Origin of the sequence: Pseudomonas sp. HPB0071, assembly GCF_000478505.2 — a bacterium.
In the GTDB taxonomy this organism is placed as follows: domain Bacteria; phylum Pseudomonadota; class Gammaproteobacteria; order Pseudomonadales; family Pseudomonadaceae; genus Chryseomonas; species Chryseomonas luteola.
This window is the reverse complement of record NZ_KI517367.1, coordinates 1,569,746-1,582,191: the sequence shown is the minus strand read 5'-3', so window position 1 is coordinate 1,582,191 and position 12,446 is coordinate 1,569,746. Positions and strand designations below refer to the sequence as shown.

10 protein-coding genes are annotated in these 12,446 nt (G+C 57.9%); 2 read left to right on the top strand and 8 right to left on the bottom strand.

The window, feature by feature from the left end; all coding sequences use genetic code 11:
• Nucleotides 1-236: 236 nt before the first annotated feature.
• Complete coding sequence (locus HMPREF1487_RS07580; protein WP_010796041.1) at nt 237-2,264, top strand: methyl-accepting chemotaxis protein; 2,028 nt, start codon at nt 237-239, stop codon at nt 2,262-2,264.
• Nucleotides 2,265-2,315: 51 nt separating this feature from the next.
• On the opposite strand, the gene HMPREF1487_RS07575 is transcribed toward HMPREF1487_RS07580, so the two are convergent.
• From HMPREF1487_RS07575 to HMPREF1487_RS07540, 8 genes are all read right to left on the bottom strand, one after another.
• A complete protein-coding gene (locus tag HMPREF1487_RS07575; protein WP_010796040.1) occupies nt 2,316-3,290 on the bottom strand; it encodes a serine/threonine protein kinase in 975 nt (324 codons plus the stop codon).
• Nucleotides 3,291-3,498: 208 nt separating this feature from the next.
• Nucleotides 3,499-5,394, bottom strand: coding sequence for a PhoX family protein (locus tag HMPREF1487_RS07570; RefSeq protein ID WP_010796039.1), 1,896 nt, complete (start codon nt 5,392-5,394; stop codon nt 3,499-3,501).
• 138 nt (nt 5,395-5,532) lie between these two features.
• Nucleotides 5,533-7,485 (bottom strand): PhoX family protein, encoded by a 1,953-nt coding sequence (locus HMPREF1487_RS07565; protein ID WP_010796038.1) that lies wholly within the window; start codon nt 7,483-7,485, stop codon nt 5,533-5,535.
• A 262-nt stretch (nt 7,486-7,747) separates the two neighbouring features.
• On the bottom strand, nt 7,748-8,449 hold the full coding sequence (gene modB, locus HMPREF1487_RS07560; RefSeq protein ID WP_010796037.1) for a molybdate ABC transporter permease subunit: 702 nt from the start codon (nt 8,447-8,449) through the stop codon (nt 7,748-7,750).
• A complete protein-coding gene (gene modA / locus HMPREF1487_RS07555; protein ID WP_010796036.1) occupies nt 8,436-9,185 on the bottom strand; it encodes a molybdate ABC transporter substrate-binding protein in 750 nt (249 codons plus the stop codon). Before modA ends, modB begins: the two co-directional genes overlap by 14 nt.
• Before the next feature lie 14 nt (nt 9,186-9,199).
• Nucleotides 9,200-9,922 carry a TOBE domain-containing protein gene (locus tag HMPREF1487_RS07550; RefSeq protein ID WP_083603092.1) on the bottom strand — a complete coding sequence of 241 codons (723 nt, stop codon included), beginning with the start codon at nt 9,920-9,922 and terminating at the stop codon, nt 9,200-9,202.
• Between the two features lie 103 nt (nt 9,923-10,025).
• Nucleotides 10,026-10,763, bottom strand: coding sequence for a ComF family protein (locus HMPREF1487_RS07545; protein WP_010796034.1), 738 nt, complete (start codon nt 10,761-10,763; stop codon nt 10,026-10,028).
• Nucleotides 10,764-10,826: 63 nt separating this feature from the next.
• Nucleotides 10,827-11,120 (bottom strand): hypothetical protein, encoded by a 294-nt coding sequence (locus HMPREF1487_RS07540; protein ID WP_010796033.1) that lies wholly within the window; start codon nt 11,118-11,120, stop codon nt 10,827-10,829.
• A gap of 274 nt (nt 11,121-11,394) precedes the next feature.
• On the opposite strand from HMPREF1487_RS07540, the gene bioB reads away from it, so the two are divergent.
• The gene (gene bioB, locus HMPREF1487_RS07535) at nt 11,395-12,444 is read left to right on the top strand and encodes a biotin synthase BioB (protein ID WP_010796032.1); all 1,050 of its coding nucleotides are present in this window, start codon (nt 11,395-11,397) and stop codon (nt 12,442-12,444) included.
• Nucleotides 12,445-12,446: the final 2 nt, after the last annotated feature.

The window sequence follows — 12,446 nt, the reverse complement described above, 5'->3', positions numbered from 1 at the left end:
GAAACCTTGAATCATAACTGGTGTTCAGGAAAAAGCTTGCAACACTCCATAGGCCTTATACGTAATTGCTATGACAAATGGCCTTCAGTTACTCCAGGGCAGGTCGAAATCCTGTTCAGCTTCTAAATACTTATTGCTGCAGGGATGGCAAACCAAACACAGACGACTGTTTCCCTCGGCGCTAGGTTTGGGCTTGTCCATCTGGCCAACTACTGTTGTATCAGGTAGCCCTTACGATGAATCTATTCTCCCGTTTCAAGCCCGCTAGCGCCCAGTCTGGAGGTGTTCTCAGCGTGCTCAGCTCTTCTGGGAAGATCCAGCAGGATCTGAGAGCACTTCGGTTTGAGCCGACCTACATCGCTGGGTTCGTATCTCCCCATGTTGATCTGGACCGTATAGCTCGTGCAGTGGCGGAGCGTTTTCCGCAGGCTGCCATCACCTTGTGTACAACGTCCGGTGAGCTGTGCAGCCAGAATAATCAGCTTTATTGCGCCACTGGCAATCAGTGGGATCGTGTGGTTCTGCAGATGTTTGATGCCAGCATCATCGCCTCGGCCGAAACCGTTTATGTGCCGTTGGAAAGCCAGGACATCCGCGCCCGAGGGCCACGTATGTCCATGCAGCAGCGAATCGCCAAGCTGATCGAGTCGATCAAGCGGCTGCGTGTCAACACGACTATCGACCATCGCGATACCTTGGCTTACGTCACGTTTGACGGCCTGTCGGCATCCGAATCGTTCTTCATGGAAGCTCTTTACGAGTCGGGCCGTTTTCCCTGCCTGTTCGTAGGCGGCTCTGCTGGTGGCAAGACCGACTTCGTTAAAACCTTGATCCATGACGGCAAGCGCAGCTACGAAAACCACGTACAGATCGTATTTCTGAAATGCGCCCGTAATGCCCGCTTCGGTGTGTTCAAAAGCCAGAACTTCGAGCCGACATCAGTTAGCCTGAGCGTGCTCACCGCGTCGCTGGAAGAGCGCTACATCAGTCAGGTGATCGACTCTAAGGGCAATATCCGCTCGATGGTGGCCGCCCTGTGCGAATCGCTGAACTGCGAGCCCAAGGACCTGGAAAAGCGTCTGGCCAATTACTCGTTTGCTATCCGTGTGGGTGAGGAGCTGTTTGTTCGCTCCATTGCCCAGATCGATTATGACAAGGAGCGTATCCACCTTTTCTGTGACGTGGCGCCGGGCGAAGAGCTGGTGATGGTCAAGCGTACGCCTATTCTTGAGGCCACCCGTAAAGACCTTCAACGTTTCCTGCAAGGCAAGTCCGGCAAACCGGTAGGCGGGCTACTCAACGACTGCATTCTGCGTCGCTTGAACAATGGCAACGACCTGAGCCGCATGAACGAAGCATTTGATGATATTCCTGTGGTGGGCTTTTCTACCTTTGGCGAGATTCTGGGGCTTAACCTGAACCAGACGCTGACGGCGGTATTTTTCTTCCGTACCCCGGAAGGCGCGCCGTTCCGCGATGAGTACATCGATAACTTCACCGCGCATTACGGCGAATTCAAGGCGTTCTTCCTGCGTCGGCAGATCAAGAAGTTGGCGGGCTTGAGCCAGGTTGTGGTCAAGCAGATCGATGAATTCAAGCGCAAGAACTTTGCCAGCTACATCGACAGCAATGGCCTGGATGATCACATCAAACCGGTTTTCCGTGGTCTTGAAGACTTGGGTGCAGTGCTGCATCAGGCGGATCAAAGCCAGGAGCAGATTGCTCAGCAGTTAAATCACTATGCCGGTGAGCTGCACGTGTCGATGGATGATCTTAGCTCAACCATCAATCAGCAGGGCAGCGTGATCGATCAGGCGGGTGGCACCGTCAAGAGTCTGTCCAGTCAGGCTGAAAGTGTGGTGCGCAGTGCTAATGATTTGGCGCAATCGAGTCTGAAGATCCAGTCCATCGTGCAGATGATTCAGCAGATCGCCGGGCAGACCAACCTGCTGGCACTCAACGCTGCCATCGAGGCTGCTCGTGCGGGTGAGCAGGGGCGTGGGTTTGCTGTAGTAGCAGACGAGGTACGCAAGCTGGCGGAAAAGACTCAGCAGAACGCTGGCGAAATCGGCACGGATATCGACAAGCTGGCTGAGGAAATCCGGCAGGTTGCACAGCAGATCGAAGTACAGTCTCAGGATGTAAATGCCCTGACTGAGCTGTTGGGTGCGCTGGAAGGCTCCAGCAGCGCAACAGCAAGCACTTCACGGCGGACCAAGGATGTAGCCGATACGCTGATCGGCTTGACCCGTAACGGTCATTGAGCCTGAGCACCAGGGCCGCCCGGTTTGTGGCGGCCCTGGTGTCTTTAGGGATCAAAACAGCCGCAGCGGTTCTTCATCAAGCGCTGACAGTTGCTCGCGCAACATCAGAACCTGGTCGCCCCAATAGCGCTCGGTCCCGAAAAAGGAAAAGCTCTTCGGGAAGGCCGGATCATCCCAGCGGCGGGCCAGCCAGGCGCTGTATTGCAACAGACGCAGGGAGCGCAGCCCCTCGATCAACGCCAGTTCACGGGGTGCAAAGTCATGGAACTCCTGATACCCGTCCATCAACTCCGAAAGCTGCGACAGGCGTTCTTGCCGATCACCGGCCAGCATCATCCACAGGTCCTGTACCGCCGGTGCCATGCGGCAGTCGTCGAGATCCACCATGTGGAAGGTCTCGTCACGGTAGAGCAGGTTGCCGGGATGGCAGTCTCCATGGACGCGGATGGTGGTGTAGTTGACCGAGTTGAAGAGCGTATCCAGTTTCTTGATCAGGTCACGTGCCACGGATTCATACGCAGGCAGCAAACTCTTGGGAATGAAACCGCCGCTCAGCAGCGTATCCAGCGAGGCATGGCCAAAGCTCTGTACATCAAGCGTCTCGCGGTGCTCGAACGGGCGACTGGCGCCAATGGCATGCAGGCGACCCAGGAGCTGACCCAGGCGGTACAGCTGCTCAAGGTTACCAGGCTCGGGCGCCCGGCCGCCGCGGCGGGGGAACAAGGCAAAGCGAAAGCCGGCGTGCTCGAACAGGGTTTCACCATCACGCGACAAGGGCGCCACGACAGGTACTTCATGCTCCACCAGCTCAAAAGAGAAGGTGTGCTCCTCGCGAATCGCGGCATCCGTCCAACGCTGTGGGCGGTAGAACTTGGCAATCAGGGGTTGTTCGTCTTCGATGCCCACCTGATAAACCCGGTTTTCGTAACTGTTAAGCGCCAAGATACGCGCATCGCTGAGATAGCCGAGGCTTTCCACGGCGTCGATCACCACGTCAGGGCTGAGTGTATCGAACGGGTGTGACATGGATATCCTCCTACAACGCATCTGGAAGCGGCCATATGCCGGTTCTGAATCGGAATGCTAGCAGGTTGGATGCCTGGGCGTGACGAAGGTGCAATGCCGCGCGCGCTGGAACGCCTGACGGTGCAGAGAAAAAAGACCCTGGTACAGCGAGCGTCGTGCTACGCGGATACTGCCTCAAGGGCCGTACCCGCGTATTAGAGCCTTGTCATCAGGCGCCGATCACGCCACCGTCATCACGAGTGATGACCATGACGGAGGAACGTGGCCGACCGTCGGGCAGGTGTTCCGGAAAGGTCGAGCCGCCTTCTTCGCCAGGGTGCTGGATATTGACGAACAGGCTGCGCTGATCCGGTGAGAAGGTAATGCCGGTGACCTCGCAACCGATCGGTCCCACCATGAAACGGCGGATTTCGCCAGTATTCGGGTCGGCGCACAGCATCTGGTTGTTACCCATGCCAGCGAAATCACCCTTGTTGCTGTAATCCCCGTCGGTCAGGATCCACAGGCGACCGGCATCATCAAACCCGAGGCCGTCGGGACTGTTGAACATATTGTGGGCGTTGATGTTGTGCGAGCCGCCGTTGGCAGTCTCCTTGTGCACCTCAGGATTGCCGGCAATGACAAACAGGTCCCAGTCAAAGGCCATGGCAGCGGCATCATTGCCGTGCTCACTCCAGCGCAGGATCTGACCATAGATGTTGTTGGCGCGAGGGTTTGGCCCGCCTACGGGCTGGCCTTCGCTGCCGCGTTTGCTGTTGTTGGTCAACGTGCAATACACCTGGCCATCCTTGGGACTGACGGCAATCCACTCGGGGCGGTCCATGCGTGTCGCACCTACTTGGGTTCCGGCCAGGCGGGCATGGATGAGCACTTCGGCCTGATTGTTGAAGCCGTTCTCGGTGGTCAGGCCGTTCTTGCCATGGGTCAGCTCGATCCACTGGCCACGGCCCTTGGGATGATCGGGATTGCCGTCACCGTCACCAAATTTCGCCACGTACAGCGTGCCGTGGTCCAGCAGCTCGCGGTTGGCCTTGGGATTGGCGGCCTCATAGCGATCGCGGCTGATGAACTTGTAGATGAATTCGCCACGTTCGTCGTCGCCCATGTACACCACGACATGATTGTCCGCAGTAAGGGCCAGCGCAGCGTTCTCATGTTTGAAACGGCCCAGCGCGGTGCGCTTGACGGGTTCTGACTTGGGATCGAACGGATCGATCTCGACTACCCAGCCGTGCCGGTTCAGCTCGTTGGGGTTCTTGGCCATGTCAAAGCGCGAATTGTATTTGTGCCAGTCGTTGCCCTTGCTCTCGACCGTCACGCCATAGCGTTTCTGGGCAGCGTCGAATTTGATTGTTGCATCAGTACTGCCAAAGCAATCCGTAAAATTCTCTTCGCAGGTCAGGTAAGTGCCCCAGGGCGTCTTGCCGTTCGCACAGTTCTGGAAGGTGCCCAGTACATGCGTGCCGCTTGAATCGGCTTCGGTCTTGAGCAGGTCATGTCCAGCCGCCGGGCCGCTGAATCGGATCGGCGCATTGCCGTGGATACGACGGTTGAACTCGGAATCACGTGCAAAATGCCATTGTCCGTCAATACGGCGCACCTCGATAACCGAGACCCCCTCAGCTGCCAGGGCCTTGTGCACGTCCTCGGCCGATTGAGGCACCTTGCCCTGGGCCAGCAGGTAGCGATAGTTGGTGTATTCGTTATTGATGGCCATGAGCGCCCGGTCGGGATCGTTCGGGAACGGGAAAAAGCTCATGCCGTCGTTGTTGTCGCCAAACTGGCGTTCCTGGGCTTCTGCTGTGCCGGTGCCGTCATGCTTGAAAGCCGGTACATCGGAAAACAGTGGTTCACCCCAGCTGATAAGTACCGACGCCCTATAACCCGGCGGGACGATTACGGTATCGGCTGTGGAAATCGGAATGCTCTCAAAGCCCAGCAGGGCACTGCCGGTGGCTTGCGACACGCTTTGTGCCAGTACGCTCCGCGGAATGAGCTGGCCGCCAAGAAAGAGGGCAGCACCGCACAGCGCACCAGCCCCAATGAAGCGGCGACGGGTCAGGCCGGCCAGGCGTTCCAGATCGGTAGGGGTATCAGGATGCATAACAGACTCCTTGTATGCGATGGCGCGACGCTAGCGCGCTTGTATGACGAAATCATGTCAATGCATGTGCCAGTGATCATCAATCAACAGGCATAAAAAAACCGGCAGGGTTAGCTGCCGGTTTTATGCAGGGAGATGTTATTCCCCAATGATCCCGCCGTCCTTACGAGTAATGGCAATGACGGTGGAGCGAGGACGCCCGTTAGGCAGATAGTCCGGGAAGCCGCCGGTGGGATGCTGGAAGCCGACGAACATCGTCCGATAGTCCGGCGCAAAGGACAGGCCTGTGACCTCACACCCAGTCGGCCCTACCAGGAAACGGCGGATCTCACCGGTGTTCGGGTCGGCGCACAGCATCTGGTTGTTACCCATGCCTGCATAATCACCTTCGTTGCTGTCTTCACCATCGGTCTGAATCCACAAACGACCGGCTTCGTCAAAGCCCAGGCCGTCGGGGCTGTTGAACATGTTGTCGGCGTTGATGTTTTCCGAGCCATCGTATGGATCTTCCGGATGCACAACCGGGTTGCCCGCCACGATGAACAGGTCCCAGTCAAAGGTCAGTGCGGCCGGGTTTGGCTCTTCCCAACGCAGGATCTGGCCGTAGATGTTATTGGCGCGCGGGTTCGGCCCGTTGACCGGCATGTCGGCGCTGCCACGCTTGCTGTTGTTGGTCAGGGTGCAGAAGACCTGTCCGTTGATGGGGCTCACCGCGATCCATTCCGGGCGGTCCATACGGGTAGCGCCAACTTGTGAGCCTGCCAGACGAGCATGGATCAGGATTTCGGCCTGGCTGTTGAAGCCGTTGGCCTTGGTCAACCCGTTCTTGCCATAGGTCAGCTCGATCCACTGGCCGCGGCCTTTGGGATGATTCACATCACCGTCGCCATCGTCGAACTTGGCGACGTACAGCGTACCGTGGTCGAGGATGTCACGGTTCGCCAGGGGCGTGTTCGGGTTGTAACGACGGTCGCTGACAAACTTGTAGATGAACTCGCCACGCTCGTCATCGCCCATGTACACCACAACACGGCCATCCTGGGTCGTGGTTACGGCAGCGTTTTCATGCTTGAAGCGGCCCAGCGCGGTGCGCTTGACCGGTGTGGAGTCCGGGTTGAACGGGTCGATCTCCACGATCCAGCCAAAGTGGTTGGCTTCATTCGGATGCTTGGCGAGATCGAAGCGCTCGTTATAGGGGTACCAGTTGTTATCACTATTGGCCGACAAACCGTAACGTTTCTGCGCGGCGTTGAGCTTGATGTTCTTGTCGGTGCTGCCAAAGCAGCCATTGAAGTTTTCTTCACACGTCAGGTAAGTGCCCCATGGCGTCTGGCCGCTGGAGCAGTTCTGGAAGGTGCCACGGGCACGTTTGCCGCTCAGCTCGATGGAGGTGCGCAGCAGGTCATGGCCGGCAGCCGGACCCTTGATGTCCATCATCACGTTGCCATGTACGCGACGGTTGTAGCGGGAATCGCGCTTGAAGACCCAACGGCCCGCGCGACGGCGAACTTCGATCACCGAGACGCCTTCTGCAGCCAGCGCCTTGCGTACATCGTCCGGGGAGGATGGCTGACGGCCATCGGAGAACAGATACTCGTAGTTGGTGTATTCGTTGTTAATGGCGATCAGGGCACGATCAGGATCGATACGGCCGAACTTGTTGTAGAACGGGAAGAAGCACATGCCATCGTTGTTATCCCCGAACTGCAGCTCCTGGTCTTCGGAGGTATTCGTACCGTCATGCTTGAAGTCCGGTACGTTGGAAAACAGCGGCTCGCCCCAGCTGATCAGCGTACGGAACTCATAGCCGGGCGGCAGAATGACCTGGTCAGCCGTTGAGGCGGGCACGTTCTTGAAGCCCAACAGCGGACGTGAAGGACGTCCAGCGCTGCCCCAGCGAGCCGCTTCGGATACCTGACCCGCCAGTGCGTTGTTGGACAGTAGGTTGCCGCCCAGGAAGAAGGCCGCGCCACATAGCGCACCGGCACCAATAAAGCTGCGGCGCTTCAGATTGACGATGCGTTCCAGATCAGTAGGGGTATCGTCATCAAGCAGATCACTATTCAGGTGTTGTTCGTTTTGCAGGCTCATCAAGGCGCTCCTCACAGGATGTGGCAGGCGCAAAACCCCAGGCGAGAGCGAGTACAACGAACCCCGCAGACCTTGTTTTGAAATAATCAGGCTGCCGGCTCACGTCGCGTCGTCGAAACAGGTTTCGTGGCTGGTTTGGACGGTCGTGGCGAAGGTAGTGAGGCATTGTGACGGCGATGTTGCAGGTTACATTTGGTAACAAATGCTGCTCTGTCGGTTCGGGAACGTTTCGTGTCAGAAGCGATTCGGCCGCCAGCCGCGATTAGCGGCGGCTGGTGACGCGCAGGGCCGAATAAGACCGTGTATCGCCATTGCCGTAGACGAACAGCAGGATCAGGAACGACAGCACCAGAAGAAAGCCGGCCAGCCGGTGGGCCTCGGCATAATGAAGGGCTTCCACGTGCTGGAAGATGGCGATGGAAACCACTTGGGTCTGCCCCGGAATACTACCGCCCAGCATGAGCACTACGCCAAACTCTCCCAGGGTATGGGCGAATGCAAGGCTTGCAGCCACCAGCAGGCCGCGCTTTAGCAAGGGCAGGGTAACGCGAAAGAAGCGCTCGATACGGCCGCATCCCAACGTTGCTGCGGCCTCGAGCAGGCGTGGATTCAGCTCGCGGAAGGCAACCGTAAGCGGCTGCACCACGAAGGGGATCGAGTAGATCATGGACCCCATGACCAGGCCCGCAAAGCTGAAGGGCAGCGGGTGACCGAACACTGTTTCCCAGGCGCTGCCCAGCATCGAGTCTGGCGCAAACACGACCAGCAGATAAAAGCCCAGTACGGTGGGTGGGAGCACCAGGGGGAGCGCAATAACTGCATCCAATACCTGGCGCAGGCGGGTCTGCTTACGCACTCGCCAAGCCGCTAGCGGCAGACCGATCAGCAGAAGCAGGACCGTGGATAGCACAGCCAGCTTGAGCGTCAGCGCCAGGGCCTGCCAGTCTCCTTCACTGAGCAGCACAGCCCGTCTCGCCTGGAAGAGAATAACCTGCCTGGTGCAACGTCTCTTTCTGGTTATCGAAGAACGCCACGAAGCGCTTGGCGGCGTCGAGTTGCTCGCCTTTCGCCAGGATAACGCGCTTTTGCGTCAGAGGATCGTACAGCGTGGCATCGACAATCGTGTATTGTGCGGGCGGCACATTCCCTGCTTTGACCTGACTGAGAGCCACAAAGCCAGCGGGTGAATTGCCGGTTTTAACGAAGTTGTAGGTTTGTCCAATGTCCTGTCCATACGCCAGGCGCGGCTTGACGGTTTCCAGTACACCGCTGCGGTCCAGCGCCTGCAGGGCTGCGGCGCCATAAGGTGCCGTATCGGGATTCGCCAGCACTACACGCTTGAATGGCAGATTGTGAATATCGGGCTTGCCGCTGGTTTGCCAGAGCGCCAGCTGACCACACGCATAAGTCCGGCTTTCAGTGCCCTTGCTGGCGTCTGCCAGTTTGTCCGGGCGGATCGCGTCTGCCGAGTAGAACAGGTCGAACGGTGCGCCACGCTGAATCTGCTCAAAAAATGCACCACTGGAGCCGCCAGCCAGTTCCACCTTGGCGCCGGTCTGCTTTTCGTAGTCGTTGGCGATGGTCTGCATGACAGGCAGCAGATTGGCCGCCACAGCAATGCGCAGGTGGTCAGCTGCTTGGGCGGTGGCGCTGGTAAAGAGCGTGGCAAGCGCCGCAGCAGTCAAAAGCCGTTTGTTCATCAAGGATTCCTTCTTCACAGGGGAGCCCCCAGCAAGACCTGGTCGGGTTCAAAGCAGGCGAATACGGTCTGACCGGGAACAGGAGACAGCTCGGCTTCTGCTGGCAGCAGCACGCAGAGCGTTTGCCCATTGGGCAGGTTCAGGCGAATTTCGGCAGGTCCGGAGGAGGCGGGGGTAACAGTGTCGACTCGGCCTTCAAGTGCATTGGCCGCATCCACAGGAGCGTGTTCATGGAGGCTTAGCCACGATGCTTTGATCAGCACGATAACGCTGCGACCCGGTGCAAGGCCCAATCGTTCGGTGCTTTCACGGGTGATTTGTGCCAGCACCTGAAGGCCACCGGGCAGCCGGATCGTGATCAGATCGCTGTGCCCTTTGGGTTCTACAGCAACAACCTCCCCATGCAACTGATTCCGCGCGCTGGTTTGCAGCATCAACCGCTCCAGTCGCTCCATGTCCTCGACATGCTCGGCACTTTCGATCACCTTTTCGCGAAGTGCTTCAAGGCGGTGATACAAGGCCAGCAACCGTGCGCCTTCTTGGGTCAGGCGTGCGCCGCCTCCGCCTTTGCCACCGACACTGCGCTCGACGAGGGGTTGGCCGGCAAGGTTGTTGAGTTCATCGATGGCATCCCAGGCGGCCTTGTAGCTCAGCCCTGCAGCCTTGGCAGCCTTTGTAATGGAGCCCTGGGCGGCGACCTGCTCCAGCAGCGCAAACCGCTGGGGACGGCGGGTCATGTGATGAGTCAGGTGACTGAGCATAGGTCGGAGTATAAAAAAGTATATAACGATAGATCAGTGTACGAGCCGGCCCGTTCCCATGGCAAGGTGAAAAGAGCGTTTAGTCGCCAGGCCTGGGCGTGCGAGCCAAGCAGTACACATCGACACGCAGGGCGCCTGCACGCTTGAGCAGGCTGGCAAGGGCCTCGGCAGTTGCACCGGTGGTCAGGACGTCATCGATGAGCGCTATCGAGCGACCGCGTACGGCCTTGGCAGTGGTGAGGGCAAAGGCGTTGCGCAGGTTCTTGTGACGCTGGGCGGCATCCAGGCCTTGTTGCGCCGGGGTTTCCAGCACTCGTTGAATGACATCGTCTGCTACAGACAGCGTGAGAGACTTTCCTAGCCAGCGCGCCAGCATGGCAGCCTGATTGTAGCCACGCTCGCGTTGGCGCTTCTGCGCCATCGGGACAGGAAGCAGAAGGTCAGGCCGAGGCAATCTCTCGTCAAAGGCATGCATCAAATGGCGAGCCTGCAGATCCGCCATCAGTCGCCCCAGCGGCCACTGCTTTTGATGCTTGAACCGATTGATGGCGCTACCAATGGGAAATCCGTAACGCCAGAGCGCTACGACATGATCAAAAGACGGAGGCCTTTTCAGGCACGCCCCGCAGATCAGCCCCTCGTCAGGCAGCGGAATCGCACAATGAAGGCAATGCCCCATGAGCAGCCAGGGCAGGTCAGTCTCGCAGCCAAGGCATAGCGGCAGGCTGGACTCTACACCTGAGCCGCAGAACCCGCAGTTCGTGTGAGGTTTAAGCCAGACAGGACGGTAAGCAAGCAGGGTAGTCAGGCGATTCATAGGCATCCTTGCCGGTATCGATCAATTGGGATCAGGCACGGCGCTCCCTGGCGTGCAAGAGGCTCAGCGAATGAGCCAGCTCATGACCATCAGGCCCAACACCAACCAGATGATGCCGCCAATAATGGAGCGGCGCATAAAAGCACGAACCGCGGCATAGAGCAGAATCAGTCCGACGATCAGTACCACGAAGCTGATGTAGGAGTCATCCATGCCGATGGCGCGAGCCATGCCTTGCAGGAAGTCATGGACGGCATCGCCAATGCCATTGAGTACGGTGCTGAACAGATCGATGATGAAGCGGATGACCTGACCAAGGGCTTGGCCAAGCCAGTCGAAGAACCCTTCTGTACGCATGTTTCTTTCCTTGTCCTCATGTTGTCGCTTGGAACCTGTAAATGCCGTTGGGTTCGTTACCAGCGATGGGTTCAATCAAGCGAGCGATCCTGCTCACAGTTTCATACTCTGCCGTCGGTTCTCTTATTGAAGGGGTCAGTCATCAAAAAACCTTAAATAAATAAGGCTATTGATTGTTTTTTGATCAGATGTAAACCTTCGTATCGAATAAAGTTGACGGCAATTATTCGTGTGCTGCCTGAGCAGCCGTCTTTTTATACCGAAGGATTGAGCCATGAGCGCTACCGCTACGCGTCACGACTGGACCCTTGCCGATGTCCGCGCCCTGTTTGAACTGCCGTTCAATGACCTGCTGTTCCAGGCACAGACGGTTCACCGTCAGCATTTCGACCCCAACCGCGTTCAGGTCTCGACGCTGCTTTCCATCAAGACCGGTGCCTGCCCTGAGGACTGTAAATATTGCCCTCAGTCCGGCCACTACAACACGGGTCTTGAAAAAGAAAAGCTGATGGAAGTGGAGAAGGTGCTCAAGGCGGCTGCCGAGGCCAAAGCCATCGGGTCGACCCGCTTCTGCATGGGCGCGGCGTGGAAGCATCCGTCCGCCAAGGACATGCCCTACGTGCTGCAGATGGTCAAAGGCGTAAAGGCCCTGGGCCTGGAAACCTGTATGACCTTGGGCAAGCTCGACCGCGAGCAGACACAGGCGTTGGCTGAAGCTGGGCTGGACTACTACAACCACAACCTGGACACCTCGCCGGAATACTACGGCAACATCATCACGACGCGTACCTATGCAGACCGTCTGGAAACGCTGTCCTATGTGCGTGATGCGGGCATGAAGATCTGCTCCGGTGGCATTCTGGGCATGGGTGAATCCGTGGATGACCGTGCCGGTCTGTTGATTCAACTAGCCAACCTGCCAGAGCATCCAGAGTCCGTCCCGATCAATATGCTGGTCAAGGTGAAGGGCACGCCGCTGGAGCAGGAGAAGGACGTCGATCCGTTCGACTTCATCCGTACCTTGGCCGTTGCCCGGATCATGATGCCCAAGTCCCATGTGCGCCTGTCTGCTGGTCGTGAGCAGATGAACGAGCAGATGCAATCCCTGGCCTTCTTTGCCGGTGCGAACTCCATCTTCTACGGCGAGAAGCTGCTAACGACCACTAACCCGCAGGCCGAGAAGGATATGCTTCTGTTCAAGCGTCTGGGCATCAAGCCGGAAGAGCGCGAAGAGCACGATGATGAAGTGCATCAGGCCGCGATTGAGCAGGCCCTGATCGAGCAGAAGAATTCTGCACTGTTCTACGACGCTGCTTCTGCCTGATC

Bases quoted from the DNA above. Each gene is read 5' to 3' on its own strand.
- HMPREF1487_RS07580 (WP_010796041.1), top strand. From the start codon at position 237: ATGAATCTATTCTCCCGTTTCAAGCCCGCTAGCGCCCAGTCTGGAGGT.
- HMPREF1487_RS07575 (WP_010796040.1), bottom strand. From the start codon at position 3,290: ATGTCACACCCGTTCGATACACTCAGCCCTGACGTGGTGATCGACGCC.
- HMPREF1487_RS07570 (WP_010796039.1), bottom strand. From the start codon at position 5,394: ATGCATCCTGATACCCCTACCGATCTGGAACGCCTGGCCGGCCTGACC.
- HMPREF1487_RS07565 (WP_010796038.1), bottom strand. From the start codon at position 7,485: ATGAGCCTGCAAAACGAACAACACCTGAATAGTGATCTGCTTGATGAC.
- modA (WP_010796036.1), bottom strand. From the start codon at position 9,185: ATGAACAAACGGCTTTTGACTGCTGCGGCGCTTGCCACGCTCTTTACC.
- HMPREF1487_RS07550 (WP_083603092.1), bottom strand. From the start codon at position 9,922: ATGACCCGCCGTCCCCAGCGGTTTGCGCTGCTGGAGCAGGTCGCCGCC.
- HMPREF1487_RS07545 (WP_010796034.1), bottom strand. From the start codon at position 10,763: ATGAATCGCCTGACTACCCTGCTTGCTTACCGTCCTGTCTGGCTTAAA.
- HMPREF1487_RS07540 (WP_010796033.1), bottom strand. From the start codon at position 11,120: ATGCGTACAGAAGGGTTCTTCGACTGGCTTGGCCAAGCCCTTGGTCAG.
- bioB (WP_010796032.1), top strand. From the start codon at position 11,395: ATGAGCGCTACCGCTACGCGTCACGACTGGACCCTTGCCGATGTCCGC.